This window comes from Aquabacter cavernae, assembly GCF_003993795.1.
Lineage (GTDB): Bacteria > Pseudomonadota > Alphaproteobacteria > Rhizobiales > Xanthobacteraceae > Aquabacter > Aquabacter cavernae.
Genome location: NZ_RWKV01000008.1, coordinates 835,541 through 861,565, shown reverse-complemented (window position 1 = coordinate 861,565; position 26,025 = coordinate 835,541). Strand labels below are relative to the sequence as shown.

Below are 26,025 nucleotides of genomic sequence, written 5' to 3'. Positions count from 1 at the left end.
TTCCATCACAAGTCATGAATATTTTTTCGCTTCTTCATTGGTCTGTTGAGATAGGCGGAAACAGCATCTGATCCTGCATTAGCAGGGGTCTTGTTGAGGTTGGTATTATTCTAGTGGGTTCCCGGCGCCACATTTCAGGCGAACTTTCCACCACTCTCCACGCAACCGAAATGACGCTTGGGCGTTACGGGTCCGATGGGGTGGAGGAATAAGATGACCTCAACTTATAAGTTCGGCATCGAAGAAGAATTCTTCGTCGTGGATGCCCAGACCAAGGCCGTGCAGCGGCGCATGCCCTCGGGCTTCTTCGCGCAGTTGAAGGAGGGGCTGGGAGACGCTGTGACCGTCGAACTGCTCCAGTCGCAACTGGAGATCGCCACCAACCCGGCCACGCGATCCGGCACCGCGCTCAACGAATTGCGCGACCTGCGGGGCACTGCGGCACGAATCGCGGCGGAGCACGGGATCGCCTTCATCGCGGCGGGCACCCATCCCACCGCCACCTGGGACGGCGTGCGCCACACCCAGGCGAACCGCTATGATGGGCTCATGCACGACCTCCAGATGCTGGGGGAGCGCAACATGGTGTGCGGCCTCCATGTGCATGTGGAGCTGCCCGACCCGGACCAGCGGGTGGATGTGATGCGACGCATGGTGCCCTATCTGCCGCACTTCATCGCGCTGGCCACCTCCTCGCCCTTCTGGGGCTCCAAGCAGACCGGGCTCATGGGCTATCGCCTCGCGGCCTATGACGAGCTGCCGCGCACCGGCCTGCCCGAGCTGTTCGAGGACAATGCCGCCTACCAGGCTTATGTGGACGCCCTGGTCTCGGCGCGCGCCATCGCCGATTCCAGCTATGTGTGGTGGGCCGTGCGCCCCTCCGCCAAGCATCCGACCCTTGAGCTGCGCGCGCCGGACAGCTGCACGCGGGTGGAGGATGCGGTGGCCATCGCCGCCCTGTACCGGGCGCTGGTGCGCTATCTCGTGCGCAATCCGTCTCATAACAAGGCTATCGGCACGGTCCACCGCGCCATCGCCAACGAGAATAAGTGGCGCGCCCAGCGCTACGGCATCCACGGCTCGTTCGTGGATATGGAGGAAGGCCGTGCGGTGCCGGTGCCGGATGCGGTGGAGCAGTTGATCAGCCGCGTGGCGGATGATGCGGACGCCCTCGGCTCGCTGGATTCACTTCTGCACCTGCGCATCATTGCCGCGGAGGGCACCAGCGCCGACATGCAGCTCGCCATCTTTCAGGAGGCACACCACCGCACGGGCAACCGTGGGGAAGGGCTGAATGCGGTGAAGACCTGGCTGGCCCAGACCACGCTGCAATAGTCTGGCTGCAAACGCCGGGCGCGCGGCGCCCGGCGGCGGGGTCAGTTCAGCAGGTTCGCACGAACCTGCCAGCCGCCTTCCCCGTCCTCGGCCAGCGCCTCGGGAATCTGGGGATGCCGCATGGGTTCGTCGGACGGGTCGTGCTCCAGATTCTGCTCCGACACGTATGCCACATACTCACTGTCCGCATTCTCAGCGAGCAGGTGATAGAAGGGCTGGTCCTTGTGCGGACGGATCTCTTCGGGAATGGCGAGCCACCATTCCTCGGTATTGTCGAAGACGGGATCCACGTCGAACACGATGCCCCGGAAGGGGAAATGCCGGTGGCGGACCACGTCGCCGATGCTGAACCGGGCCTGGCGCATGGCCGGCAGGTCCCGCGCGGCATTGGAGGGCTCGTCCGCATTGCCCGCATCCAAAGCCCAAGCCTTGGCGCCGTGCGTCACGGGGGTGGCGACATCCCTCGGTTTTTCGTTCTGCGGCATGTACTCCTCCCCCGTCCCGTCCTTCATGCCCTCGGCGACCGTCAAAAACAATTCACAATCCATAAACCTTTGCGAGGTCGGCATCCTTGGCCGCGACGATGCGGGCGAGATCCACGATGACCTTGGCCTGCTTCCAGGTGGCGTCATCCTGCATCTTGCCGTCGATCATTACCGCGCCCGCGCCGTCCGGCATGGCTTCGAGGATCTTGAGGGCGAAGGCCACCTCGCCGGGATCGGGGCTGAACACGCGCTTGGCGATGTCGATCTGGGTGGGGTGGAGCGACCATGCGCCCACGCAGCCCTGGAGGAAGGCGTTGCGGAACTGGCTCTCGCAGGCGGCAAGGTCCGCGAAGTCGCCGAACGGGCCGTAGAAGGGCTTGATGCCGTTGGCGGCGCAGGCATCCACCATCTTGCCCACGGTGTAGTGCCACAAATCCTGCTGATATCCGGCGCGGGGCGTGTCGCCCGCTGCATCTGCCAGCACCAGATAGTCCGGGTGCCCGCCGCCCACGCGGGTGGTCTTCATGGCGCGCGAGGCGGCAAGGTCGGCCGGGCCGAGGCTCATGCCGTGCATGCGGGGCGAGGCGGCGGCGATGGCCTCCACATTCTTCACGCCCTCGGCGGTCTCCAGGATGGCATGGATGAGGATCGGCTTGGTGACGCCGTTCTTCGCTTCAAGCTGCGCGAGGAGCTGGTCGAGATAGTGGATATCCCACGGCCCATCCACCTTGGGCAGCATGATGACGTCCAGCTTGTTGCCGATGGCGGAGACGATCTCCGTCACGTCATCCAGCACCCACGGGCTGTTGAGGCAGTTGATGCGGGTCCAAAGGCCGGTCGTACCGAAATCGGTGCTCTTGCCCATCTCGATGAAGCCTTTGCGGGCGGCTTCCTTGGCATCCACCGGGATGGCGTCTTCGAGATTGCCCAGCACCACGTCCACGTTCTTGGCCAGCTCCGGCACGCGGGCGCGGATCTTCTCCAGATGCGGGGGCACGAAATGGATCATGCGCTCAAGCCGGACGGGCAGCTCCCGGAAGGGCGCGGGCGCGCCGATGGCGAGCGGCTTGTAGAAATTGCGCGGCAGCTTCATTGGAACTTCCCCTCCGGTGGCGGAAAAGAATGGGCCAGGAAGGGCAGGGGCGGCAAGCGCGACGTTGCAACGCAGCATCCGTATGGGGATGCTGGCACCGCCCATGGGGCGAGGAGGCGAAGGGAATGCTGACGAGACGGACATTCCTGGCGGGCGCCGCCGCGATTCTGGCGGCAGGGCCGGCGACCGCGCAGACCAGTTTCTGGGGGCGCCGCCTGCCGGAGCCCACGGATTTCATCTTCGGCTATGGCAGCCTCATGAGCACGGCCTCCCGCGAGGGCACGGGCCACCCGGGCATGCATGCGCTTGCCGCGCGGCTCTCGCCTGAATTCGGGCTGGTGCGCTCCTGGTGCGCGCGGTCCGAGCGCCTCGGCTTCACCGCCCTCGGCCTGCGGCCGCTGAAGGCAGGGGAGGCGGGCTGGAGCATCAACGGCGTGGTCTTCCCCGTGGAGCCCGCCGTGCTGCCGCGATTCGACCGGCGGGAATCGGGCTATGACCGGGTGGCGGTGCCGCGCGCGCTGATCGAGGGCGTCTCCTGGGAGGGACTGCCCCAAGGCGGCACCATCTGGGCCTATGTGCCCCGTAGGCGGCCGGGTGCTGGCGAGGAGCCGCTTCTGCCCAACCTCGCCTGTCCCATCCTCCAGTCCTATCTGGACCTCTGCCTACAGGGGGCGCTGGAAACCGGCACCGATTTCGCCCGCGAGATGATCGCCACCACGGCGGACTGGGGCACCTTCTGGCTCAATGACCGCGAGATCGCCCGGCGCCCCTGGGTCGCGAACCGGGATGCCGGGACCATCGACGAACTTCTCGCCGCCACCCCGCCTGCCGCCGAAGCCTTCGGCGCGCGGCTGTATTCGGAAGCCTATGCGGTGCGGATGATGAAGGAAGGCGCGCCGCGATAGGCGCCATGCGTGCAAGGCAGTTTCGCGGTCTCATTGACGGGGGGTATAAGGCCGCATGCCGTCCGACTCGCTCCTTGCCCCCGACACCGCCGGGGTGCGCGATCCCGCTGAAGTGCTTCGGCATGTCTTTGGCTATGAGGCGTTCCGGGGGCGCCAGGCGGAGATCGTCCGGCATGTGACGGAGGGCGGCGACGCGCTGGTGCTCATGCCCACGGGCGGCGGCAAGTCGCTCTGCTACCAGATCCCGGCCTTGGCGCGGCAGGGCACCGGCATCGTCGTTTCGCCCCTCATCGCCCTCATGCACGATCAGGTGCAGGCGCTGCGCCAGCTCGGGGTGCGGGCCGCCGCCCTCAATTCCGCCCTCGCGCCCGGCGAGGCGCGGCAGGTGGAGCGTGCCTTGGCGCTCGGGGAGCTGGACCTGCTTTATGTGGCGCCCGAGCGGCTGCTCACGGACGGCTTCCTCACGCTGCTCCAGGGGGCGCGCATCGCCCTGTTCGCCATCGACGAGGCCCATTGCGTCTCCCAATGGGGACACGATTTCCGGCCCGAATATCGCCAGCTCACCGTGCTGCACGAGCGCTTCCCCTCGGTGCCGCGCATCGCGCTCACCGCCACGGCGGACGGGCCCACCCGGCGCGAGATCGTGGAGCGGCTGGGCCTGGAGGAGGGGCGGGTCTTCCTCTCTTCCTTCGACCGGCCCAACATCCGCTATCGCATCGCGCCCAAGAACCAGCCGCGCCAGCAATTGCGCGCCTTCCTGGATACCCATGAAGGCGAGGCGGGCATCATCTATTGCATGAGCCGTGCGAAGGTGGAGGCCACCGCCGAGGCGCTGAACACCGAGGGGCGGGTGGCGCTGCCCTATCATGCGGGTCTGAGCGCCGAGGTGCGCGCCCGCCACCAGGACCGCTTCCTGAAGGAGGACGGCATCGTCATGGTGGCGACCATCGCCTTCGGCATGGGCATCGACAAGCCGGACGTGCGCTTCGTCGCCCATCTGGACCTGCCGAAAAGCGTGGAGAGCTATTACCAGGAGACCGGCCGTGCCGGGCGCGACGGCCTGCCGTCCGAGACGCTCATGCTCTATGGCATGGAGGACGTGGCCAAGCTGGTGCAGTTCGTGGACGCCTCGGACGCGCCCGACGCGCGCAAGCGGGTGGAGCGGGCGAAGCTCGATGCGCTCATCGGCCTGTGCGAGACGGCGAGCTGCCGCCGCACCGTGATGCTGGCCTATTTCGACGAGACCCTGCCGGAGCCGTGCGGGAACTGCGACACCTGTCTCGAACCGGTGCGCACCTATGACGGCACGGAGCGGGTCCGCAAGCTCCTGTCCTGCGTCTACCGCACCGGGGAGCGCTTCGGCGCGGTGCATGTGGTGGACGTGCTCATTGGCAATACCAACGACAAGGTCGCCAAGTTCGGCCACGAGGCGCTGTCCACCTTCGGCATCGGCAAGGATGTGTCGCGCGAGGAGTGGCGCGCCATTGTGCGGCAGGTGGTGTCTCTGGGCCTGCTGAATGTGGATGTGGAGGGCCATGGCGCCCTCGGCCTCACCGAGTCGTGCCGCCCGGTCCTGCGGGGCGAGCGCACAGTGGAACTGAAGGCCGAGGCGCGCACCCGGCCCGCCCGGGTGTCCGGCGGTGGCCGCGCGCCGCGCGCGGCGCTGGACGATCCCGGCGACGAGGCCCTCTATCAGAAGCTGCGCGCGCTGCGCCTGGATCTGGCGCGCGCCCAGGGCGTTCCGCCTTATGTGATCTTCCACGACGCGACGCTCATGGAGATCGCGCGCGTCCGCCCGCGCTCGCTGGCGGCGTTCGGCGACGTGTCGGGCGTGGGCGAGGCGAAGCTGGAACGCTACGGCCCGCAATTCCTGGAAGTGGTGCGGGGCGGGTAGGACGGCGCGTTTCCGTTGCCCTTCAATTCCCCGGCTTGCTATAGGCGAAGAGCGGGCACGGCCGGGTGCCCGGTCAAGGAGTGGTTCATGTCGGTGGATCTTGGAACGGTGCGGCGGGTGGCGCATCTGGCGCGCCTTGCGGTGAGCGAGGAGGAATTGCCCGCGCTGCAGGGTGAGCTGAACGCCATCCTTGCTTTCGTGGAGCAATTGTCCGCCATCGACGTGTCCTCCATCGAGCCCATGACCAGCGTGGTTCCGCTGACCCTGCCGCTCCGCGAGGATGAGGTCACCGACGGCCACTATCCCGACAAGGTGCTCGCCAACGCCCCCGAAGCCGAAAGCGGCTTCTTCACCGTGCCGAAGGTGGTGGAATGACCGCGCTCAATCATCTCACCCTCACCCAGGCCCGCGAGGGACTCGCCCAAGGTGAGTTCACTTCCGTGGAGCTGACCGAATCCTATCTGAAGGCCATGGAGCAGGCGCGCGTGCTCAATGCCTTCACGGTGGAGACGCCGGACCAGGCGCTGGCCATGGCCGCGCGGGCCGATGCCCGCATCGCGTCAGGCGATGCCGGACCGCTGGAGGGGCTGCCCCTCGGCGTGAAGGACATGTTCGCCACCGAGGGCGTGGCGACCACCGCCTGCTCCAACATCCTGAAGGGGTTCGTTCCCCCATACGAATCCACCGTCACCTCGCAGCTCTGGCGCGATGGCGCGGTGATGCTCGGCAAGCTCGCCAATGACGAGTTCGCCATGGGCTCCTCCACCGAGACATCGGCCTTCGGCCCCGTGGTCTCGCCCTGGCGGCGCGAGGGGGACACCACCCCGCTCGTCCCCGGCGGCTCCTCGGGCGGCTCGGCGGCGGCGGTGTCGGCCTTCCTGTGCGCGGGCGCGACCGGCACGGACACCGGCGGCTCCATCCGCCAGCCCGCGGCCTTCACCGGCACGGTGGGCATCAAGCCCACCTATGGCCGCTGCTCGCGCTGGGGCATCATCGCCTATGCCTCCTCGCTGGATCAGGCCGGACCGTTCGCCCGGTCGGTGAACGACGCGGCCATCCTGCTGCGCTCCATGGCGGGCCACGATGCCAAGGATTCCACCAGCGTCAACATGCGCGTCCCCAATTACGAAGACGCAGTGGGCGTCTCCGTGAAGGGCAAGCGCATCGGCATTCCGCGTGAATATCGCGTGGAAGGCATGTCGCAGGAGATCTGCGAGCTGTGGGAGCAGGGCGCGGACATGCTGCGCGATGCCGGCGCGGAAATCGTGGACATCACGCTGCCCCACACCAAGTACGCTTTGCCGACTTACTACATCGTCGCTCCGGCGGAGGCGTCGTCCAACCTCGCCCGCTATGACGGGGTGCGCTACGGCAACCGCGTGCCGGGCAAGGACATCATCGACATGTATGAGCGCACCCGCGCCGCCGGCTTCGGGCCGGAGGTGCGCCGCCGCATCATGATCGGCACCTATGTGCTCTCGGCGGGCTATTACGACGCCTATTACCTGAAGGCGCAGCGGGTCCGCACCCTCATCAAGCGTGACTTCGATGACGTGTTCGCGCAGGGCGTGGATGCCATCCTCACCCCCGCGACGCCCTCTCCGGCCTTCGGCATCGGCGAGAAGAGCAATGCGGACCCCGTGGAGATGTATCTCCAGGACGTGTTCACCGTGACGGTGAACCTGGCGGGCCTGCCCGCCATCTCCGTGCCTGCCGGCTTTTCGGCGGACGGGTTGCCGCTGGGTCTCCAGCTCATCGGCCGTCCGTTCGAGGAGGAGACCCTGTTCGCCCTCGGGCAGGCGGTGGAGGATGCGGCGGGCCGCTTCCCGGTGGAGGATCACTGGTGGTCACGATGAGCGAGGCGCCTCAGGCGCTCGCGGATTTGCGTCGGGAGATCGACGCCCTCGACGCCGAGATGGTGGGCCTGCTGGCCCGCCGCCTCGACGTGGTGCACCGGGTGCTGGCGGTGAAGCAGGAACACGGCATTCCCGCCCTCCTGCCGGACCGGGTGGAGGATGTGGTGGAGCGCGTGAAGACCGCCGCCGCCACGCAGGATATCCCGCAAGACCTCGTGGAGACGCTCTGGCGGTGTCTCATCGGCTGGACGGTGACCTATGAGGAGAAGCGGCTCGGCTAAGGCCGGAGGCTCCTTCCGAAGGCTGTTGCATTTCCCCCTCCCAACCCTCCCCCGCAAGCGGGAGAGGGCTTTGGCGGCGTGCTTTCGGTGAGGGCGCACCCGTCCATCCCGCACAACAGGTCCCCTCTCCCGCGTGCGGGGGAGGGCTAGGGAGGGGGAAATCCGGGGAGGGCCAGAGAGGGGAAAGTCGCGCGCCCGCTACCGCGACGATATCCCTGGCCCGAGAGAGGCTTTGTCCTATTTATACTTCCGCTTGCGCAGCGACTTGCGCGCGCGGAACAGGATGGCGCTCCAATAGGCTTTCGCCAGCGCCGTGGTGGATGTCTTCATGCGATCCATCTCAGCCTGGAGCGCGTTGCGCTCCGCGATGACGCGGGCCACCGCGCCTGCATCCGCCGCACCGCCCGCCGCCTTCACCAGCGCGTCACCCGCCGAGGCGCGGGCGATGAGCTGGTCGAACAGGCCGATCACCTGGGTGAAGGGCGGGGAGACCGCCAGTTCCGGCCATTTCAGCGTCCCGCGCCGTTCCGCGAACGGCCGGTCGAAGCCGTCCTGCAGGGGATAGCCCGCGCAATAAGCGGGGATGATGGCGGCGGACGGCGCCAGCGCGAAGCGCGGCTCAGCCTTCAGCGCCTCAGCGCCAGCCACCAAAGTGGGCACGAAGTTGGCGGTGTAGTCCTCGCGGCTGCGCCAGCCCACATAATGCTTCAGGCACTTCACCGCGATCTGATCCACCGAGCGGATGGCGAAATGGGCCAGCGGCGTGTTGGGCAGGGTGCGCGTGGGCACGCGGATGCCGTGGGTGAGGAGGGAATGGTTGCCCTCGTCAAAGGCGAGGCTCGGCTCCTTGAACAGCGCCTTGGGGGCGAGGCTCTTGAACATGCCGGCGGGGTCGTAATTGAGCGCGGTGCGCACCCGCACCAGCGGATCGACGATGCTCATGTCGTCGTTCGGCCCGGCGAAATAGCGCATCTCCGCGAACGCACCCGCCATGCCCGGCGGGATGGCCGCAAGGTCCGCCTCGAAGACCGAGCGGTCGGCCGCGCCGATCAGTTCGTCGGCATCCAACGGCAGGATGACGTCCCAATCCTCTTCCTTCAGGATCAGCCGCATGGCCGCACTGGTGCGCTTCGCCTGGTGGAAGGCGCCTGTCCACCCGTCCTCCAGCAGTCGCACCGCATCGCTCTCGTCGGCGAGGCGCCGCAGGATCTCGGGCGTGTTGTCCGTGGAGCGGTCGTCGATGATGTACATCCGATCGACGAAATGCAGATTGTGCCGGACGAAGCCTTCGAGGATGTCCGCCTCGTCCTTGACGAGGGAAATGGAAGCGATGCGCATGGTCGTTCGGGACAGCCTGCCTGCGTTCGTGAGCCTGATCCGAACCGGCTGAGTCAACCGGCCCGAGGGGGGCTTTCAAGCGGCGCACTCTCGGTGCGGCGGGGCCTCCCGTCAATCCGCGCGGTTGCCACGCCCGGCGGGCGGGAGTAGGGGACATGAGAGGGCCCGCCACATTCCCAAGGGACGAAAATGAACGCTCACGCACGACCCGCCGATCCCCGAAAGCTCATCAAGGGCGCCACCGGTGACTGGGAAGTGGTGATCGGCATGGAGATCCACGCCCAGGTCTCCTCCAATGCCAAGCTGTTCTCCGGCGCCTCCACCGCCTTCGGTGGCCCGCCCAACGACCATGTCTCGCTGGTGGACGCGGCCATGCCGGGCATGCTGCCGGTCATCAATAAGGAATGCGTGGCGCAGGCGGTGCGCACCGGGCTCGGCCTGAAGGCGCAGATCAACCTGCGCTCGGTGTTCGACCGGAAGAACTATTTCTATCCCGATCTGCCCCAGGGCTATCAGATCAGCCAGTATAAGAGCCCCATCGTGGGCGAGGGCGAGGTGATCGTCGATCTGTCCGACAGCGAGACCATCACGGTGGGCATCGAGCGGCTGCATCTGGAGCAGGACGCGGGCAAGTCCATTCACGACCTGTCCCCCTCGCTCAGCTTCGTGGACCTGAACCGCTCCGGCGTGGCGCTCATGGAGATCGTCTCCCGGCCGGACCTGCGCTCGGCGGACGAGGCGCGCGCCTATGTGACCAAGCTGCGCTCCATCCTGCGCTATCTCGGCACCTGCGACGGCGATATGGAGAAGGGCAATCTGCGCGCGGACGTGAACGTCTCCGTGCGCAAGCCCGGCGAGCCGCTGGGCACGCGCTGCGAGATCAAGAACGTCAATTCCATCCGCTTCATCGGCCAGGCGGTGGAGGTGGAGGCACGCCGCCAGATCGAGATCCTGGAGGATGGCGGCTCCATCGACCAGGAGACGCGCCTGTTCGACCCCAACAAGGGCGAAACGCGGTCCATGCGCTCGAAGGAAGAGGCGCACGATTATCGCTACTTCCCTGATCCGGACCTGCTGCCCTTGGTTCTGGAGCCCGGCTTCGTCACCGAGCTTGAAGGGGAACTGCCCGAGCTTCCCGACGCCAAGAAGGCCCGCTTCATCGCCGATTACGGCCTCACCCCCTACGACGCCTCCATCCTGGTGGCCGAGAAGGAGACGGCGGATTATTTCGAGGAGGCGGTGAAGGCCGGGGGCGTTTCCCGCAATGCCAAGCTGGTGGCCAACTGGGTCATGGGCGATGTGGCTGCTTATGCGAACACTGCGGGCGTCTCCATCTCCCGCACGCCGGTTTCGGCCGCGCAGGTGGGCGCGCTGGTGGATCTCATTTCAGACGGCACCATCTCCGGCAAGATCGCCAAGGACCTGCTGGTGATCGTGCTGGCGGAATCCTATGCGGGCGATCTGCGCGCGCTGGTGGAAGAGCGCGGCCTGAAGCAGGTGACGGATACCGGCGCCATCGAGAAGGTGGTGGACGAGATCATCGCCGCCAACCCGGACAAGGTGGCCCAGGTCCTCGCCAAGCCCACCATGCTGGGCTGGTTCGTGGGGCAGGTCATGAAGGCCTCCGGCGGCAAGGCTAACCCGCAGGCGGTCAACGACATCCTGAAGCAGAAGCTCGGCGTGTGAGGTCCCAGCCGGCCGGCGCCGAACGGCGCGGCCGGTGGCGATACAGCTTGTAGTATTTCTATCGCGTTACCCCGCTACACCCTGAGGTCGTGATTATGGCCCCGGCTCCGTTTTTCGGAGCCGGGGCCAAACGTGCGGGGAATTGCAATGAAACTCTGGCAGCTTTTGCCGGTCTCCATGCTGGGCATGGGAGCCTGCGCCGCCGCGAATGCGGCTGACCTTCCCGTCAAGGCGAAGGCCGTTGAATATGTGAAGGTCTGCGCCGCCTATGGCGCGGGCTATTATTATGTGCCGGGCACGGACACTTGCCTGCGGCTCGGCGGCTTTGTCCGCTTCGACGCCTATGTGAACGCCGTCGGCACCTTCAATCCCATGATCTCCTCGGCAGCGGGAACGGCCTTCAGCGCACCCGGCACCGGCGTCGGCGGCTATCCGCTGAACACCGAGAAGGCCGACGACTACATGACGCGCGTGCGCACCGTGGTGGACCTGGATGCGCGCACCGCCACCGATTACGGCGTGCTGCGGTCCTTCGTACGGTTCGGCGGCCAGTGGGATTCGCAGGCGGCGGCCGGCAGCCCGGCGGGCGGTTCGCTCTATCTTGAGCGCGCCTTCATCCAGTTCGCGGGCTTCACCTTCGGCTACACGCAGTCCTTCTTCGATACCGGCACCGATTACATGCTGACGATCCCCTATGCGGGCTCGAACACCTGGACGTCGGCCATCGCCTATACGGCCCAGTTCGGCAACGGCTTCTCGGCCACCATCGCTCTTGAAGACGCCGCCAACCGCACCACCGGCGTGCAGTACGGCCCGTCGTCCGGCACGTTCACGGGCGGTTCGACGCTCACCGGCCTGAATGGCCTGCGCTACAACAATTACCAGGACGGCCAGCAGGCGCCGGACGTGGTCGCCAATTTGCGGCTGGACCAGGATTGGGGCACCGCGCTCCTGTCCGGCGCGCTGCATCAGGTCGCGGGCCTCACGCCGGCGGGTGTCGGCGGCACGCAATATGTGGGCGCGGCCGGCACCGATAGCTGGGGCTTCGCTCTGGGCGGCGCGCTTGAGATCAAGCTGCCCATGCTCGCGCCGGGCGACAGCTTCTATCTGCAAGCCAATTATGCCGATGGCGCGCTGAACTATCTGGGCCTGGCGGGCACTCAGCAGGGCCGTGCCTCGGCCTTGGGCAGCGTTGACCTCAACTCGCCCTTCGCTGCGTCCAGCGGCGCTTATTATCCCATCGCGGACGCCATCTGGAACGGGAACGGCTATTCCAAGGAAACGGGCTGGTCCATCCAGGGCCAGTTCCGCCACTTCTGGATGCCGAATCTGCGCTCGGCCCTCTATGCCGGCTATGTGAAGGTGGATGTGCCCGCGAACGCCACCTTCTCCGCAGCCAATGTGGCGCTCCTGCCGGGCGCCGCTCTGTTCAACGGTGGCTACAGCGTGAACGTGACCCAGGTGGGGCTCAACACCGTGTGGTCGCCGGTGAAGAATCTCGATCTCGGCCTGGAGGTGCTCTACTCCAAGGTGGATGGCAGCCTGCCCGCCACGGCGGGGCTCATCTCCGGCACCGGCTCGGCCGGGACGCTGACGGCGTTCGGCGGCTCCACGGACGTGTGGTCCGGCGGCTTCCGCGCCCAGCGGAACTTCTGACCCTTCCGCGATACATGCCCGCCGCCCCTCACAAGGGGGTGGCGGGCCCCGTGGTGGGACCGAATATCTCCTCGAAGGCGACACGCAGCACCGTGTCCACCTCCGGCAAAGAGGCGAGCCGGCCGAGATCGGCAAGGCTCGTCACCCCGTGCTCGCGCACCCCGCAGGGCACGATGCCCCCGAAATGGTCGAGATTGGGATCGACGTTCAGCGACACGCCGTGAAACGTCACCCATTGGCGCACGCGGATGCCGATGGCGGCGATCTTGTCCTCGCCGCCCGCTCGGCGCACCCAGACGCCCACCCGGTCCTCGCGGCGCTCCCCGGTGACATTGAAGGCCGAGAGGCTGGCGATGAGCCAGGCTTCCAGCGCGCTCACATAGCGGCGCAGGTCCGGCTGGCGGCGCTTGAGGTCCAGCATCACATAGCCCACGCGCTGGCCGGGGCCGTGATAGGTGAACTGGCCCCCACGGCCGGTCTCGAACACCGGAAAGCGCGCATCCACGAGATCCGCGGGCTTGGCGCTGGTTCCCGCCGTGTAGAGTGGGGGATGTTCCAGCAGCCACACGGCCTCGGGAGCGGTTCCCGCCGCTATGGCCGCGACCCGCGCCTCCATGCGCGCCATGGCATCGGGATAGGGCACGAGCTGGTCGCTGATATGCCATTCCACAGGCGGAGCGTCGGGCGCGACGGGGCGAAGGTCGGTGTCGATGCGGGGGCGGGCGATGATTTCAGACATGAAACGACAAGGCTTTCACGGGCGGCGGTGCGCCCTTGTCCACATCCCTTATATGGATATGTGCGCGCCGCGTGATAGGGCCTTGTGGCGCCAGAGTCGATCTGTTAGACGATGGCCCCCGGCGATGAGCCGGCTGCCGGGCCCTGGGCTCGGCGCCAGATCTGGATGCGGTCGTGGCGGAATTGGTAGACGCGCTAGCTTGAGGTGCTAGTGGGGAGACCCGTGGAGGTTCGAGTCCTCTCGTCCGCACCAGGATTTGGCCTTAGCCGGCCTCAGCGGAACATGGCGACCCTCGGGTCGCCATTTTCATTTCTGCCCACCTGTGCCGGCCGGCACCATGTGCACCACGCGATAGCCCCGTTGCGCCAGAGCGTCCAGGAAGGCCGGAATCATCTCGGCGGTCTGCGCCTTGGTGTCGTGGAACAGCACGATGCCGCGCCCTGCGGCCTCCAGGCGGCCCAGCACCAGTTCGAGCTGCTGGGCGGGTGTCATGCGGTTCCAGTCGCTTGCCCAGAAGTCGGCGCCGAACACCGATATGCCGCGTGCTGAAAGGTTATCCAGAAGGCGCGGTGTGGAGGCGAAGCCGGGAAAGCGGAAGAAGGGCACGCGCGGGGCACCGGCGGCGCTGCCATAGGCGGCAAGGTCGTCCGCCGCCATGCCCCGGTCGATTTCCCCCACCGCTGCCTCGAACGGCATCTTGGCGAGGGTCTCGGTGGGGTGGGTCATGGAATGGTGCGCCACCGTATGCCCCTCGGCGATCTGCCGGCGCACCAGTTCGGGCCGCGCTTTCGCGTTTTGGCCGATGAGGAAGAAGGTGGCCCGCACGCAGCGTGCCTTCAGGGCGTCGAGGATCGCAGCGGTGGTGCCGGGCCAGGGGCCGTCGTCGAAGGTGAGAATCACTTCCTTTTCCGCGAGCGGGAGCGTCGTGGGGAAGGATTTGGTGCCGACCTGCACGCCCGCCGGCACTTCCATGACACGGGAGGTGCCCACGGCGCCGGGATGGCCGGGGCATTCGGCTGCAGTGGCGGTGTGGGCGGCAAGGAGCAGGGCAGGGAGACTGATTCCCCCGATCCATCGCGAAAAACGGCTTCGAATCATGAGCCTGACCTTGCGTTGGGGTTTGTGGGATTTGGGTCTCGCAAAACGCTCTCTTGGGGCCGGTCTGCGCGGGAGGTATCGGGCCGTCCGGTTGGAGCCATTGGATCCCCGATCGCGCAGATCCTTGCGGCACAAAAGGGCACGCGGGTGACTTTAGGGAATGAGAAACTGTTTCCCTCAGCCTGGATGCCGCTCTAGAACGCATCCGCGATCTCATCAATGCCGGTGAAAGGGGCGGATGCATGCAGGATGACACTCCCCCCCTGGACGAAGCCGAGACCCAGGCGATCCGCGACGAGGACGGTGCGTTCCTGCCCGCCTTCATCGAACAGGTCGAGGCGGCCATCGGGGAGGGGGATCGCGCAGCGCTCAAGTCCCGCATCGAGCCGCTGCATGAAGCGGATCTGGGCGACCTGATCGAGGCGCTGGACGAAGGTGACCGGCCGCGCCTCATCGAGCTTCTGGGCCGCGACTTCGACTTTACCGCCTTGACCGAGCTGGACGAGACCATGCGCGTCCAGATTCTGGGCGCGCTCAAGCCCTGGATCGTGGCGGACGGCATCCGCGACCTCGATTCCGACGATGCGGTCTACATCCTCGAAGACCTGGAAGAGGACGAGAAGGCCGAAATCCTTCGCTACATTCCGGCCCCCGAGCGCGGCGCGCTGGAGCGCTCGCTGGATTATCCGGAAGAGAGCGCCGGTCGGCGCATGCAGACCGAATTCATCGCGGTCCCGCCCTTTTGGACCGTGGGCCGCGCCATCGACCATATGCGCGAGACGGAGGATCTGCCGGACACCTTCTACGAGATCTTCGTGGTGGACCCGGCCTATCGCCTCGTCGGCTCCGTGCCCCTGGACCGGCTGCTGCGCACCCGTCGCTCGGTGCTGCTGACGGCCGTGAAGAGCGAGCAGCGCCAGGTGGTGAAGGCCAGCGACGACCAGGAGGAGGTGGCCCGCCTCTTCGAGCACTACAACCTCGTCTCGGCCCCTGTGGTTGATGATTCCGACCGGCTCGTGGGCGTCATCACCATCGACGACGTGGTGGACGTGATCCAGGAAGAGGCGGACGAGGACCTGCGCGCCATGGCGGGCGTCGGCAGCGACGAAGAACTCTCCGACAGCGTCTCCTATACGGCGCGGGCCCGGCTGCCCTGGCTGGTGATCAATCTGGGCACGGCTTTCCTTGCGGCCTTCATCATCGCCCTGTTTGCCGACACCATCGAGCATATGGTGGCGCTGGCGGTTCTCATGCCCATTGTGGCGTCCATGGGTGGTAATGCTGCCAACCAGACCATGACGGTCGCGGTGCGGGCCCTCGCCACCAAGGATCTCGGCAGCCACAATGCGCGGCGCGTGATCCGCCGCGAAGTCCTGGTGTGCCTGTGCAACGGGGTGATATTGGCGGTGTTGCTGGGCACCATCGCCGCCCTCTGGTTCCAGAATACCCAGCTCGGCGGGGTGATCGCGTCCGCGCTGGTGGTGAACATGCTGGCGGCAGGGCTGTTCGGCATTCTCATCCCGGTCACCATCAACAAGCTCAAGCTTGATCCGGCGGTGGCTTCGGGTGTGTTCGTCACCACGGTGACCGACACGGTGGGCTTCTTCACCTTCCTGGGCTTCGCTTCCCTCTGGTTCGCCCGCTGAAGTTATTCCTTACGGAATTTTCCCGATGCGACGGGCGGTGCATGGGCGCATATTCACACCCCGTCAGTCGCTGCCGGTGTGAGCCGGCTCACGTCGGCAGCGACGATGGTGCTGGTTGCGCATCGCGCGACGAGGTGCCTAAAAAACAGAGCGTTCCACCTGGGACGTCGTATCAGCGGCTTGGCCGCCGGAGGATAAAATTCCGAGACGTTCGGGCGCTAGGGAGCGTACCTTTTTCATCGCGGGCGTCGCGGCGCTCGCCGTGGTGCTCGGGGCGTTGATCGGTCTTCTCGTGATCACGATGGCCGGCAACGACCGGCGGGTTGTTGCCCGCGAGCGTGACGCCGTCTTCGCCCTCCTGGAGGAGCGCGCAGCCGCCGTTCAGCGCAGCGCCAGTGCTTTGCTGGAAGAGGGCGACACGATCGGCCGTGCGGTTTCCGGCGAGTTCGCCTTCGTCCATGAGCGTTTCGGGCGCCCGCTGGACGCTCATTTTGGATACGAGCGGGCCTATCTGGTGGACCGTTCAAGCGGCAAGCCGGTCTATGCCTCCATCGACGGCGCCCTGCTGAACGAGGAGGAGATGGCGGCCGCCGCCCCCACGCTGCGCCGCGCGCTACGCGGCATCGGCGAGCGCAGCATGGGGCTGATCGTCGATGACCGGGGCGTGGGCCTCGCGGTTATCGTGCCTCCGTTAGCCGGCGCACCGGGTTTGCTGTGCATCGCCGTGGATGCGGTGGACGACGCCTTCCTGAAGGAGATGGAGCAGCGTCTTCAGGTTTCGGGCCTGCATGTCATGCCCGCGCGCGAACCGTCGCGCGGTGGCGAGGACGGGGTTGTCCTCACCAATCTGGCGGGAGATGCGCCGCTGGTCATGTCCTGGCGCACCCAGTCTGCGGGCATCGGGACGCTGACAGACGTTGCCCCTGTGATTGCTGCGCTCTCCTCGGCGTTGCTGGGCATCTGCCTCGCCTTCCTGGTGCGGGCGCACCGCTCCGCCCGCGCCCTGGCGGAAAGCGAGGCGCGCGCCAGCTCCCTGGCCTATCGGGATAATCTGACCGGCCTGTCCAATCGCGGCCGCTTCATCTCGCTTCTGGAACAGCGCCTTGCCGCCATGAAGAACCAGGATGCCCTGGCGCTGCTGTTCCTCGACCTCGACGATTTCAAGGACATCAACGACACGCTCGGTCATGTGGTTGGCGACGAGCTTCTGTGCGAGATCGCGCGCCGTCTTGAGGCTGCGGTCGGAGAAGCCGGCAATGCGGGCCGTTTCGGCGGCGACGAGTTCGTGGCCTTCATCGCGGCGCCCGCCGCCGCCGCGCTGGACGCCCATGTGGCGCGCGTGACCGGCGCGGTGCATGCGCCGGTTCTCGTGGACGGCCGGGAATTGATGGTGGGGGCCTCGGTCGGGGTCGCCTATGCGCCGCGCCACGCGGCCACCGCCCGCGATCTCATGCGGCGGGCCGACATCGCGCTCTACCGCGCCAAGGCGGAGGGGCGGGGCTCCTTTGCCGCCTTCGAGCCGCCCATGGAGGTGGAGACGCTGCACCGCCGCAAGGTGGAGCAGGAACTGGCCGAGGCGATCCTCCACGACCAGCTCACCCTGCTGTATCAGCCGCTCGTGGATGTGGAGAGCGAACGCATCCTGGGCTTCGAGGCGCTGGTGCGCTGGGACCATCCGGAGCACGGGCGCCTGCTGCCGGAAGCCTTCATCCCCGTCGCCGAGCGCTCGCGGCTCATCAGCCGGCTCGATAGCTGGGTCTTGCGGGCCGCGTGCGAGGCGGGACGGACCCTGCCGGACGTGACCCTCTCGGTGAACATGTCGGCCATCAACCTGCGCGATCCCGATCTTTCCGAGCGGGTGCTGGCGGTGCTTGAGGAGACCGGATTCGATCCTGCGCGCCTGGAAATCGAGATCACCGAAAGCGCCCTGTTCACGGCGGAGGGGCCGGGCCGGGAGACGCTGGTGCGGCTGCGCGACGTGGGCATCCGCATCGCGCTGGACGATTTCGGCACGGGCCACGCCTCGCTCGTCCATATTCGCAGCGTGCCCGTCACCAAGATCAAGATCGACCGCTCCTTCATCCTCAATCTGGGCATTGAGCGCGACGCGGCCGCCATCGTCGAATATGTGATCCGCCTCGGCCGCTCGCTGGGCATCATCCTCACCGCCGAAGGGGTGGAGACGCGCGAGCAGCTTCGCTTCCTGCGGGCCTTCGGCGCCCAGCAGGCGCAGGGCTATCTGTTCTCGCCGCCGGTTCCCATCGAGACCGCCCGGCGGTTTCTGGACGAGCAGCGCGTGGCCGTGCCCGCGCAAGGCGCGAACCGGCGCCTGCCGGAGCGGACGGACACAGCGAGCGCGAGTGACAAGGAACCTGCCGGGACGAGTTGAATAAACGGCCATTCGTTTTATTCTGCCTCGTCTCCACGGTCTTCCGGGCGCGCGTCTGCCCGGACCTCGCAGAACCGGGAGCGGGAGGAGAGCGACATGTTGCCAAACGCCCATCAGGGTTTCGATTTCGATCTCGGCGAGACCGCCAACATGCTGCGCGACACGGTTCGCGCCTTCGCGGACGACAAGATCGCCCCGCGCGCCGCCGAGATCGACAAGTCCAACCAGTTCCCGCGCGATCTCTGGCCCCAATTGGGGGAACTCGGCCTTCTCGGTGTGACCGTGGAGGAGGAATATGGCGGCTCGGGGCTCGGCTATCTTGAGCATGTGATCGCCATGGAGGAGATCAGCCGCGCCTCCGCCTCGGTGGGCCTGTCCTACGGCGCCCATTCCAATTTGTGCGTCAACCAGATCCGCCGTAACGGCACCGAGGCACAGAAGCAGCGCTACCTGCCCAAGCTCCTGAACGGACAGAATGTGGGCGCGCTCGCCATGTCGGAGCCGGGCGCGGGATCGGACGTGGTCTCCATGCGCACCCGCGCGGAGAAGCGCGGCGACCGCTATGTGCTCAACGGCAACAAGATGTGGATCACCAACGGCCCCATCGCCGAGACGCTGGTGGTCTATGCCAAGACCGACCCGGCCGCCGGCGCGCGGGGCATGACGGCCTTCCTCATCGAGAAGGACTTCAAGGGCTTCTCCACCGCCCAGAAGCTGGACAAGCTGGGCATGCGCGGCTCCGACACCTGCGAGCTGGTGTTCGAGGATTGCGAGGTGCCCGAGGAGAACGTGCTCGGCGAGGTGGGGCGCGGCGTGAACGTGCTCATGTCGGGCCTCGACTATGAGCGCGCGGTGCTGGCGGCGGGGCCGCTGGGCATCATGCAGGCCTGCATGGACATCGTCCTGCCCTATGTCCACGAGCGCCAGCAGTTCGGCCAGCCCATCGGCACGTTCCAGCTCATGCAGGGCAAGATCGCCGACATGTATGTGACCATGAATGCCTGCAAGTCCTACGTCTACGCGGTGGCCAAGGCGTGCGACCGGGGCGCCACCACGCGCGAGGACGCGGCGGGGGCGATCCTCTACGCCGCCGAGAAGGCGACCTGGATGGCGCTGGAGGCGATCCAGACCCTGGGCGGCAACGGCTACATCAACGACTATCCCGTGGGCCGCCTGCTGCGCGACGCCAAGCTCTACGAGATCGGCGCGGGCACCAGCGAAATCCGCCGCATGCTGATCGGCCGGGAGCTGTTCCAGAAGACCCTGTGAGAAGTCCCCGACACGCGCGCCGCTGCCCTTGCGGCGGCGCGCAAGGTTGCGCATAGGGTCTGGCATGCGGCGGCGATCGTCGGCCGCATGTCAAATCCCGGGTGAGGGCGATGGACGACTTTTTCACGCTGTCGCGCATTTTCTGGTCGCTGGCCGTTCCCTCGAACCTGTTGATCTTCATCGCCGTTCTGGGGCTTGCCTTCGTCGCGACGGGCAGTCGCCGGCTCGGCCTTGCCTGCCTGTCCATTGCGGTGGTGGGGCAGGTGCTGACGGGCCTGACGCCGCTTCCCAACCATATCGTCTCGCCTTTGGAAGAGCGCTTTCCGCCCTTCGTGCCGGACGGCAGGCCGGTGGACGGCATCCTCCTCCTGGGCGGGGCCGAGGTGGATGCCGTTGCCCTGAGCCGCCGCTTGCCCGCCGTGAATGATGCGGGCGAGCGGGTGATCGTGTTCGCCGCCTTGGCACGCCAATATCCAGAGGCGGCCCTGGTCTATGCGGGCGCGGCCCAGGCTTTCGGGGAAAGCGGCGCCACAGAAGTGGCGGCCGTCGGTTCCGCCCTTGTGGATGTGGGGATCGACCTCAAGCGCGTGCGGTTCGAGACGCGCTCGCGCAATACCGCGGAGAATGCCACGTTCGCCAAGGCCATGATCAATCCCGCGCCGGGCTCGCGCTGGCTGCTGGTGACCTCCGCCTTCCACATGCCCCGGGCCATGGGCTGCTTCCGGGCCGTGGATTTTCCGGTCATCGCGACGCCGGTGGATTATCGCACCATCGGCCCAGATGCGCTCAACGGCTCCTTCGCCCGCGCGGCGGAGGGGCAGGACCTCACCGATGTGGGGATGAAGGAGTGGGTCGGCCTTGCGGTCTATTATCTGACCGGCCGCACCAATGCTCTGTTCCCCGCCCCCTGAGATCGGCCCGGAGCGGAACCGGAAGCAAGGCTCCGCGCTTGCTTGTCCTGTTGGACGCGGAATAAGCCTGGGCATGCGCTGACGTGCCCTTTGGGCCGGTTCGCGCGTCCTTGTGGACGAAATCGATACGGCTCCGGTCCAGGGGGCCGAGGGTCGCGGAACGTCATGTCCGCCGGGAGGACGCCATGCTGCGAACCGCCGCCGCCCTGCTGCCTTTGCTGATCGCCTTTGCTTCGCCCGCCGCCGCGCGGCCGGCCAGCTACAAGATGACCTGTGCTGCCGTGCAGGCCCTGGTGGCGCGGCAGGGTGGCGTGTTGATGGACACGTCCCCCACCACGTTCGACCGCTATGTGACCAATCTGCGTTTCTGCATGCCCGGCCAGGCCCTCAAGCCGGAATGGGTGCCATCCCGCGACACGCGGCAATGCTTTGCGGGCTATACCTGCATCGATCCCGACCGCGGCTGGTATCGTTGGGGCTTCTGACGAGTAGCGAGGGGCCTGTTGTTCCCGGAAGGCGCGGGCGATCTGGTCTCCGTGCGGTCGGAGAGCGTCTGTCCTGCGACGATGCCACTTAGTTGGCATGCCGCTCTGGTTGGAAATCGAGAGGGTGCAGGCGAAGATATCTGTCCGGATATCTGTCCGCTGTATGGGAGGGTGATCAGCTAAGTCGTTGAGGAATAATGGTGGGCGATGCAGGGATTGAACCTGCGACCCCTCCCGTGTGAAGGGAGTGCTCTCCCGCTGAGCTAATCGCCCTGTCAGGCCGAAGCGCCGGAGCGCGTCGATGACGAGGAGCGCGATTTAGAGCGCCCAGCGGGGAGTGTCAAGGGCTGCCTGTGGATGGCGTGCTTGACGCTGGCTGGAGGAGCATGGTCTCTCGCCTCATCAATAGGGAACGCTCATACTCATGAAACTCTATCTTTCCGCCCGCGCGCCCAATCCGCGCCGCGTCCAGTTCTTCCTTGCGGAAAAGGGCATCGAGGTGCCGGTCCAGTTGGTGGACCTCGCCCAGAAGGAGCACTTGAAGGACGAGTTCCTGCGGCTCAATCCCCGCAAGAAGGTGCCGGTCCTCGTGCTGGACGATGGCACGATCATCGCCGAGAGCATCGCCATCTGCCGCTATTTCGAGGCGCTCCAGCCCGAGCCGAATCTGTTCGGCAAGACGCCGCAGGAAGTGGCGCTGGTGGAAATGTGGCTGCGGCAGGTGGAGATCGAGTTCTGGCTGCCCATCCAGTTCGCCTTCCGCCACCTCCACCCGGCCCTCGCGGAGCGTGAGATTCCGCAGGTGAAGGATTGGGGCGAGGCCAACAAGCCGAAGGTGCTGGACTTCCTCTCCTATCTGAACGACCGGCTGTCGGAGAGCGCCTATATCGCGCTCGATCGCTTCACGGTTGTCGATCTCGTGGCGCTGGTGGCCGTCGATTTCATGCGCGCCGCGCGGATCGCCCTGCCGGAGGATCTCGTTCATGTGGCCCGTTGGCGGGCTCTGGTCTCCGCGCGCCCGGCCGCCCAGGCGGGCGCCTGAGCTGGACGGGTCCGCTGTGATCGAGGCGCGGGATCGCGCCGCGGACAATCTGGCGGACCTGCTGCGGCAGATCCGGGCCTGCCGGGTCTGCCTGGAGGCGCCGCTCGGCGCCCCCTTGCCCCATGCGCCGCGTCCCGTGCTCCATGTGGGCACGGGCGCACGCATCCTGGTGGCGAGCCAAGCGCCGGGCACCAAGGTGCATCTGTCCGGCCGGTCCTTCACCGATGCGTCGGGGGACCGGCTGCGCGCCTGGATGGGCATTGGGGAAGAGGTTTTCTATGACGAGAGCCGCATCGCCATCGCCGCCATGGGCTTTTGCTTTCCCGGCCAGGACGGGAAGGGCGCAGACCTGCCGCCTCGCCGGGAATGTGCCCGGCTCTGGCACGACCGGCTGTTCGCCACTTTGCCGGATTTCGAGCTGATCCTGGCCGTGGGCCGGGCCGCGCAGACCTATCATTTCAAGCGCCTCGGCCTCGGACATCTGCTCGCCGGGGGCTTGGGCGAGACGGTTGCCGCGTGGCGCACGGTCCGAGAGGCCCATCCGGGCATCCGCCTTTATGCGCTGCCTCACCCCTCCTGGCGCAATACCGGCTGGCTTAGGCGTCATCCCTGGTTCGAGGCGGACCTGCTGCCGGAACTGCGGCGTGATGTGGCCGCGAGCCTCGACCGCGCGCAGCGGCTGTGCGAAGGAGAGGCAAAATCAGAACGGGAGACGGCATCATGGCCGAAGTGACGGAAGACGGCGTCCGGCAGGCGCTCTCAAAGGTGCGCACCCCCGAGGGTGTTCCCCTGTCCGCGTCGCCAGCCTTGTCGGGCATCGTCGTTACCAACGGCAAGGTCTATCTCTCCATCAATGTGGACGCGGCGCAGGCCCGGGCCTGGGAAGGCGTGCGCATCGCCGCCGAGGACACGGTGAAGGCGATCGCCGGCGTCACCTCGGCCCTGGTGGCGCTCACCGCCGAGCGGCGCGGTGCCCCTTCGCCTGCCGCCCCGCCAGCGGGCGGTGGCAAGGCCATCGAGGTGCCGGGCGTCGGCGCCATCATCGCGGTGGCGTCCGGAAAGGGCGGGGTCGGCAAGTCCACCTTGTCCATCAATCTCGCCCTCGGCCTGCGCGACCTCGGCCTGAAGGTGGGCCTGTTGGATGCGGACATTTACGGCCCCTCCGTGCCGCGCCTCGCGGGCGTTCATGCCAAGCCGGAAGTGATCGACGGGCGCACCATGCTGCCGCTGGACAATTTCGGCATCCAGCTCATGTCCATCGGCTTCATGGTGGAGGAAGACACCCCCATGATCTGGCGTGGGCCCATGGTCATGTCGGCCCTCTCCCAGATGCTGCGCGAGGTGAAGTGGGGGCCGCTGGACATCCTGGTGGTGGACATGCCGCCGGGCACGGGCGATGCCCAGCTCACCATGGCCCAGCAGGTGAAGCTTGCCGGTGCGGTCATTGTCTCCACGCCCCAGGATCTCGCGCTCATCGATGCGCGCCGGGGCATCGCCATGTTCCAGCGGGTGAATGTGCCGCTGCTGGGGGTGGTGGAGAATATGAGCTACTTCACATGCCCCCATTGCGGCGGCCGCTCCGACGTGTTCGGCCATGGCGGCGCGCGGGATGAGGCCAAGAAGCTCGGCGTGCCTTTCCTGGGTGAGGTGCCGCTCAACATGCGCATCCGCGAAATGTCCGATGCGGGGCTGCCGGTTGTGGTGTCCGATCCGCAGGGGCCGGAAGCGGAAATCTATCGCGAGATCGCCAGGGGCGTGCGCGCCTCACTGGAGCGGGTTGGGGCCAGTGCCCGCAAGGCGCCGCGAATCGTGATTGAGTAAGGGTTGCAAAGGGACGGTCTTCGCCTTTCGACTAAGGAGGGGAGACCTTTCCTCCGCAATGAAGCCGCACTAGAAGTGGCGCGAGCGAATGCTGCAAAAAGCGCTCGTAAAAGTTTTTTCAGGGAGTCGCCCAATGAAACGTCGTGAATTCCTCACCGCGGCCGGTGCGGGTGTCGCCGCCTCTACCGCGGTCGCCATGCCGGCCATCGCCCAGTCCGCGCCTGAAGTGAAGTGGCGCTGCACGTCGTCCTTCCCCAAGTCCCTGGACACCATCTACGGCGCCGCTGAGCTGATGGCGAAGTCCGTGTCCGAGGCCACCGACGGCAAGTTCCAGATCCAGGTGTTCGCGGCGGGCGAAATCGTCCCCGGCCTGCAGGCGCTCGACGCCACGCAGAACGGCACCGTCGAGATGAGCCATTCAGCGTCCTATTATTACGTGGGCAAGGATCCGACCTTCGCGTTCGGCTCTGCCTTCCCGTTCGGCCTCAATGCCCGCCAGATCAACGCCTGGTTCTACCATGGCGGCGGCCTTCCGATGCTGAACGAGTTCTACAAGAAGTATAACGTCTACATGCTGCCCGGTGGCAATACCGGCGGCCAGATGGGCGGCTGGTTCCGCAAGGAAATCAAGACGGTCCAGGATCTCCAGGGCCTGAAGATGCGCATCGCGGGCCTCGCCGGCCAGATCATGAGCAAGCTGGGCGTCGTGCCGCAGCAACTCGCCGGCGGCGACATCTATCCCGCGCTGGAAAAGGGCACCATCGACGCGGCCGAGTGGGTCGGCCCCTATGACGACGAGAAGCTCGGCCTCCAGAAGGTGGCGCCCTATTATTATTATCCCGGTTGGTGGGAAGGCTGCGCTTCGCTGACCTTCTTTTACAATCTCAACAAGTGGAATGAGCTTCCGAAGAGCTACCAGGCCATCCTCACCTCTACCGCCGCCCAGGCGAATGAGAACATGCTGGCCAATTACGACACCAAGAATCCCAAGGCGATCCAGAGCCTTGTGAAGTCGGGCACGCAGCTGCGCCGCTATCCGAACGAGGTCATGGATGCCGCGTTCAAGGTGGCCAACGAGCTCTATGAGGAGCTCAGCCAGAAGAACCCCGACTTCAAGAAGGTGTACGAAGCCGCCAAGGCGTTCCGGAACGAGGAATACCTGTGGTGGCAGATCGTCGAATATACCTATGACGACTACATGGTGCGCGCCCGCACCCGCGGCTGATCCGTCAGCCTTCGCCTAAAAAGAAAGGCCCCGGAGCATCCGCTCCGGGGCCTTTTTGTTATCGGGTGGTGCCGGTGGAGGTGCCGCTGCGGCCGCCTTCCTGAGCCGGGCCCTTGTGGGGATCCTGGCCGGGCGCGGTGCCCGAACTGGGCGTACGCGGCGTCACGGTGCCGGTGGTGTCCGGCGCCATGGCCGGGTTGCCGCCCGGCGTGGCCTGGACACGGCCGCCTTCCTGGGCTCCGCCCGCCTGGGTATTGGGGGCGCTCATGGTGCCGCTGGTGGTCGGGCGCGCCGCCGGATCAGCCGGGTTCACCACGCCGGAGCCGCTCGCGCCAGGGGTCATGCCTGTGCGTCCGCCTTCCTGGGCGGGGCCACGCTGGGTATTGGCGCCGGGGGCGGTGCCGCTCATCTGCGCCGAGGCGCCGATGGTGCTGAAAGCGAGCAGGGCCGCAGTCGCGAGGGTGAGCTTGCGCATGGAAGTCTCCTTTTTATTCTCCCGTCCCTCCCAAAACGCCGTCCATGCCTTTGGGTTCATTCACGGAAATGTTCACGGCCCGAGCGCCCTTAGCGGGAACCTTGTGCCGGCTTCCCAACCCTCTGCCTGCAAACCCCCTGAACCTTTGATCGAGGGTGCTCCATCCAAGCGGATCGCGCTCCAGAGCCGGATGTGGTGAGGCGCGATCGTTCCGCGATTGCGCCTCACCACTGAATCCGTCTCTTTTCAAAAAGTGAGAGAGCGATTCACCGTTTGGATGGAAGCAGACTGCTTCCATCCAAACGGATCGCGCTCTAGTGTCCGCCGCGCGCCGCACGGCGCCCCACACCGAATGGCCGACAGGATAAGACGATGGATACGGCGCTCCCGCCGCAC

Annotated in this window: 23 protein-coding genes and 2 tRNA genes; 18 read left to right on the top strand and 7 right to left on the bottom strand. The window is 66.5% G+C overall.

Features of this window, described 5'->3' with window-relative positions:
* Nucleotides 1-213 precede the first annotated feature (213 nt).
* On the top strand, nt 214-1,335 hold the full coding sequence (locus EJJ38_RS08710; RefSeq protein ID WP_127089683.1) for a carboxylate-amine ligase: 1,122 nt from the start codon (nt 214-216) through the stop codon (nt 1,333-1,335).
* A gap of 41 nt (nt 1,336-1,376) precedes the next feature.
* On the opposite strand, the gene hspQ is transcribed toward EJJ38_RS08710, so the two are convergent.
* Together hspQ and EJJ38_RS08700 are read right to left on the bottom strand one after the other, a co-directional pair.
* Nucleotides 1,377-1,700: a heat shock protein HspQ gene (hspQ, locus tag EJJ38_RS08705; RefSeq protein ID WP_127090330.1), complete on the bottom strand. Its 324-nt coding sequence runs from the start codon at nt 1,698-1,700 to the stop codon at nt 1,377-1,379.
* A 172-nt stretch (nt 1,701-1,872) separates the two neighbouring features.
* Nucleotides 1,873-2,913, bottom strand: a complete 1,041-nt coding sequence (locus EJJ38_RS08700) for an HpcH/HpaI aldolase/citrate lyase family protein (RefSeq protein WP_127089682.1) — start codon at nt 2,911-2,913, stop codon at nt 1,873-1,875.
* 125 nt (nt 2,914-3,038) lie between these two features.
* Between EJJ38_RS08700 and EJJ38_RS08695 the strand changes: the two genes are divergently transcribed.
* The 5 genes from EJJ38_RS08695 to EJJ38_RS08675 all read left to right on the top strand — a co-directional run bounded on the left by EJJ38_RS08695 (nt 3,039) and on the right by EJJ38_RS08675 (nt 7,849).
* Complete coding sequence (locus tag EJJ38_RS08695) at nt 3,039-3,818, top strand: gamma-glutamylcyclotransferase family protein (protein WP_245454157.1); 780 nt, start codon at nt 3,039-3,041, stop codon at nt 3,816-3,818.
* 55 nt (nt 3,819-3,873) lie between these two features.
* Nucleotides 3,874-5,712 (top strand): DNA helicase RecQ, encoded by a 1,839-nt coding sequence (recQ, locus tag EJJ38_RS08690; protein WP_127089681.1) that lies wholly within the window; start codon nt 3,874-3,876, stop codon nt 5,710-5,712.
* An 87-nt stretch (nt 5,713-5,799) separates the two neighbouring features.
* The gene (gatC, locus tag EJJ38_RS08685) at nt 5,800-6,087 is read left to right on the top strand and encodes an Asp-tRNA(Asn)/Glu-tRNA(Gln) amidotransferase subunit GatC (protein ID WP_127089680.1); all 288 of its coding nucleotides are present in this window, start codon (nt 5,800-5,802) and stop codon (nt 6,085-6,087) included.
* Nucleotides 6,084-7,568, top strand: a complete 1,485-nt coding sequence (gene gatA, locus EJJ38_RS08680; RefSeq protein WP_127089679.1) for an Asp-tRNA(Asn)/Glu-tRNA(Gln) amidotransferase subunit GatA — start codon at nt 6,084-6,086, stop codon at nt 7,566-7,568. The genes gatC and gatA overlap by 4 nt, the downstream gene beginning before the upstream one ends.
* Complete coding sequence (locus tag EJJ38_RS08675) at nt 7,565-7,849, top strand: chorismate mutase (RefSeq protein WP_127089678.1); 285 nt, start codon at nt 7,565-7,567, stop codon at nt 7,847-7,849. The genes gatA and EJJ38_RS08675 overlap by 4 nt, the downstream gene beginning before the upstream one ends.
* Nucleotides 7,850-8,086: 237 nt before the next feature.
* Here EJJ38_RS08675 and EJJ38_RS08670 read toward each other — a convergent pair whose 3' ends face one another.
* The gene (locus EJJ38_RS08670) at nt 8,087-9,187 is read right to left on the bottom strand and encodes a glycosyltransferase family 2 protein (protein WP_127089677.1); all 1,101 of its coding nucleotides are present in this window, start codon (nt 9,185-9,187) and stop codon (nt 8,087-8,089) included.
* A gap of 189 nt (nt 9,188-9,376) precedes the next feature.
* Here EJJ38_RS08670 and gatB point away from each other — a divergent pair, with 189 nt between their 5' ends.
* Both gatB and EJJ38_RS08660 read left to right on the top strand, forming a co-directional pair.
* The gene (gene gatB, locus EJJ38_RS08665; RefSeq protein WP_127089676.1) at nt 9,377-10,873 is read left to right on the top strand and encodes an Asp-tRNA(Asn)/Glu-tRNA(Gln) amidotransferase subunit GatB; all 1,497 of its coding nucleotides are present in this window, start codon (nt 9,377-9,379) and stop codon (nt 10,871-10,873) included.
* 147 nt (nt 10,874-11,020) lie between these two features.
* Complete coding sequence (locus EJJ38_RS08660; protein ID WP_127089675.1) at nt 11,021-12,529, top strand: porin; 1,509 nt, start codon at nt 11,021-11,023, stop codon at nt 12,527-12,529.
* Nucleotides 12,530-12,557: 28 nt separating this feature from the next.
* Here EJJ38_RS08660 and lipB read toward each other — a convergent pair whose 3' ends face one another.
* Nucleotides 12,558-13,268 carry a lipoyl(octanoyl) transferase LipB gene (gene lipB, locus EJJ38_RS08655; protein WP_127089674.1) on the bottom strand — a complete coding sequence of 237 codons (711 nt, stop codon included), beginning with the start codon at nt 13,266-13,268 and terminating at the stop codon, nt 12,558-12,560.
* A gap of 167 nt (nt 13,269-13,435) precedes the next feature.
* Here lipB and EJJ38_RS08650 point away from each other — a divergent pair.
* Nucleotides 13,436-13,520, top strand: a tRNA-Leu gene (locus EJJ38_RS08650).
* 54 nt (nt 13,521-13,574) lie between these two features.
* Here the strand turns inward: EJJ38_RS08650 and EJJ38_RS08645 are convergent.
* Entirely contained in the window at nt 13,575-14,258 is a 684-nt protein-coding gene (locus tag EJJ38_RS08645) for a polysaccharide deacetylase family protein (protein WP_245454156.1), read from the bottom strand.
* Between the two features lie 350 nt (nt 14,259-14,608).
* Between EJJ38_RS08645 and mgtE the strand changes: the two genes are divergently transcribed.
* The 5 genes from mgtE to EJJ38_RS08620 all read left to right on the top strand — a co-directional run bounded on the left by mgtE (nt 14,609) and on the right by EJJ38_RS08620 (nt 21,066).
* A complete protein-coding gene (gene mgtE / locus EJJ38_RS08640) occupies nt 14,609-16,012 on the top strand; it encodes a magnesium transporter (RefSeq protein ID WP_127089672.1) in 1,404 nt (467 codons plus the stop codon).
* Between the two features lie 301 nt (nt 16,013-16,313).
* Entirely contained in the window at nt 16,314-18,401 is a 2,088-nt protein-coding gene (locus tag EJJ38_RS08635; RefSeq protein ID WP_245454211.1) for a putative bifunctional diguanylate cyclase/phosphodiesterase, read from the top strand.
* A gap of 96 nt (nt 18,402-18,497) precedes the next feature.
* Nucleotides 18,498-19,670, top strand: coding sequence for an isovaleryl-CoA dehydrogenase (locus EJJ38_RS08630; RefSeq protein ID WP_127089670.1), 1,173 nt, complete (start codon nt 18,498-18,500; stop codon nt 19,668-19,670).
* Between the two features lie 110 nt (nt 19,671-19,780).
* Complete coding sequence (locus EJJ38_RS08625; RefSeq protein ID WP_127089669.1) at nt 19,781-20,581, top strand: YdcF family protein; 801 nt, start codon at nt 19,781-19,783, stop codon at nt 20,579-20,581.
* A gap of 185 nt (nt 20,582-20,766) precedes the next feature.
* The gene (locus tag EJJ38_RS08620) at nt 20,767-21,066 is read left to right on the top strand and encodes a hypothetical protein (RefSeq protein WP_127089668.1); all 300 of its coding nucleotides are present in this window, start codon (nt 20,767-20,769) and stop codon (nt 21,064-21,066) included.
* Nucleotides 21,067-21,264: 198 nt separating this feature from the next.
* Here EJJ38_RS08620 and EJJ38_RS08615 read toward each other — a convergent pair.
* A tRNA-Val gene (locus EJJ38_RS08615) sits at nt 21,265-21,339 on the bottom strand.
* A 151-nt stretch (nt 21,340-21,490) separates the two neighbouring features.
* On the opposite strand from EJJ38_RS08615, the gene EJJ38_RS08610 reads away from it, so the two are divergent.
* The 4 genes from EJJ38_RS08610 (at nt 21,491) to EJJ38_RS08595 (ending at nt 25,154) form a co-directional block, all read left to right on the top strand.
* Nucleotides 21,491-22,108, top strand: coding sequence for a glutathione S-transferase family protein (locus tag EJJ38_RS08610; RefSeq protein WP_127089667.1), 618 nt, complete (start codon nt 21,491-21,493; stop codon nt 22,106-22,108).
* Nucleotides 22,050-22,841, top strand: coding sequence for a uracil-DNA glycosylase family protein (locus EJJ38_RS08605; RefSeq protein WP_127089666.1), 792 nt, complete (start codon nt 22,050-22,052; stop codon nt 22,839-22,841). Before EJJ38_RS08610 ends, EJJ38_RS08605 begins: the two co-directional genes overlap by 59 nt.
* The gene (locus tag EJJ38_RS08600; RefSeq protein ID WP_127089665.1) at nt 22,829-23,929 is read left to right on the top strand and encodes an Mrp/NBP35 family ATP-binding protein; all 1,101 of its coding nucleotides are present in this window, start codon (nt 22,829-22,831) and stop codon (nt 23,927-23,929) included. Before EJJ38_RS08605 ends, EJJ38_RS08600 begins: the two co-directional genes overlap by 13 nt.
* A 133-nt stretch (nt 23,930-24,062) precedes the next feature.
* Nucleotides 24,063-25,154: a TRAP transporter substrate-binding protein gene (locus tag EJJ38_RS08595; RefSeq protein WP_127089664.1), complete on the top strand. Its 1,092-nt coding sequence runs from the start codon at nt 24,063-24,065 to the stop codon at nt 25,152-25,154.
* A gap of 58 nt (nt 25,155-25,212) precedes the next feature.
* On the opposite strand, the gene EJJ38_RS08590 is transcribed toward EJJ38_RS08595, so the two are convergent.
* Nucleotides 25,213-25,629, bottom strand: coding sequence for a hypothetical protein (locus EJJ38_RS08590; protein ID WP_127089663.1), 417 nt, complete (start codon nt 25,627-25,629; stop codon nt 25,213-25,215).
* Nucleotides 25,630-26,025 lie beyond the last annotated feature (396 nt).

Bases quoted from the DNA above. Each gene is read 5' to 3' on its own strand.
- gatA (WP_127089679.1), top strand. From the start codon at position 6,084: ATGACCGCGCTCAATCATCTCACCCTCACCCAGGCCCGCGAGGGACTC.
- mgtE (WP_127089672.1), top strand. From the start codon at position 14,609: ATGCAGGATGACACTCCCCCCCTGGACGAAGCCGAGACCCAGGCGATC.
- EJJ38_RS08625 (WP_127089669.1), top strand. From the start codon at position 19,781: ATGGACGACTTTTTCACGCTGTCGCGCATTTTCTGGTCGCTGGCCGTT.
- EJJ38_RS08620 (WP_127089668.1), top strand. From the start codon at position 20,767: ATGCTGCGAACCGCCGCCGCCCTGCTGCCTTTGCTGATCGCCTTTGCT.
- EJJ38_RS08630 (WP_127089670.1), top strand. From the start codon at position 18,498: ATGTTGCCAAACGCCCATCAGGGTTTCGATTTCGATCTCGGCGAGACC.
- EJJ38_RS08595 (WP_127089664.1), top strand. From the start codon at position 24,063: ATGAAACGTCGTGAATTCCTCACCGCGGCCGGTGCGGGTGTCGCCGCC.
- EJJ38_RS08710 (WP_127089683.1), top strand. From the start codon at position 214: ATGACCTCAACTTATAAGTTCGGCATCGAAGAAGAATTCTTCGTCGTG.
- EJJ38_RS08590 (WP_127089663.1), bottom strand. From the start codon at position 25,629: ATGCGCAAGCTCACCCTCGCGACTGCGGCCCTGCTCGCTTTCAGCACC.
- EJJ38_RS08660 (WP_127089675.1), top strand. From the start codon at position 11,021: ATGAAACTCTGGCAGCTTTTGCCGGTCTCCATGCTGGGCATGGGAGCC.
- EJJ38_RS08635 (WP_245454211.1), top strand. From the start codon at position 16,314: ATGGCCGGCAACGACCGGCGGGTTGTTGCCCGCGAGCGTGACGCCGTC.
- EJJ38_RS08675 (WP_127089678.1), top strand. From the start codon at position 7,565: ATGAGCGAGGCGCCTCAGGCGCTCGCGGATTTGCGTCGGGAGATCGAC.
- EJJ38_RS08600 (WP_127089665.1), top strand. From the start codon at position 22,829: ATGGCCGAAGTGACGGAAGACGGCGTCCGGCAGGCGCTCTCAAAGGTG.
- gatB (WP_127089676.1), top strand. From the start codon at position 9,377: ATGAACGCTCACGCACGACCCGCCGATCCCCGAAAGCTCATCAAGGGC.
- lipB (WP_127089674.1), bottom strand. From the start codon at position 13,268: ATGTCTGAAATCATCGCCCGCCCCCGCATCGACACCGACCTTCGCCCC.
- EJJ38_RS08700 (WP_127089682.1), bottom strand. From the start codon at position 2,913: ATGAAGCTGCCGCGCAATTTCTACAAGCCGCTCGCCATCGGCGCGCCC.
- gatC (WP_127089680.1), top strand. From the start codon at position 5,800: ATGTCGGTGGATCTTGGAACGGTGCGGCGGGTGGCGCATCTGGCGCGC.
- recQ (WP_127089681.1), top strand. From the start codon at position 3,874: ATGCCGTCCGACTCGCTCCTTGCCCCCGACACCGCCGGGGTGCGCGAT.
- hspQ (WP_127090330.1), bottom strand. From the start codon at position 1,700: ATGCGCCAGGCCCGGTTCAGCATCGGCGACGTGGTCCGCCACCGGCAT.
- EJJ38_RS08670 (WP_127089677.1), bottom strand. From the start codon at position 9,187: ATGCGCATCGCTTCCATTTCCCTCGTCAAGGACGAGGCGGACATCCTC.
- EJJ38_RS08695 (WP_245454157.1), top strand. From the start codon at position 3,039: ATGCTGACGAGACGGACATTCCTGGCGGGCGCCGCCGCGATTCTGGCG.
- EJJ38_RS08605 (WP_127089666.1), top strand. From the start codon at position 22,050: ATGTGGCCCGTTGGCGGGCTCTGGTCTCCGCGCGCCCGGCCGCCCAGG.
- EJJ38_RS08610 (WP_127089667.1), top strand. From the start codon at position 21,491: ATGAAACTCTATCTTTCCGCCCGCGCGCCCAATCCGCGCCGCGTCCAG.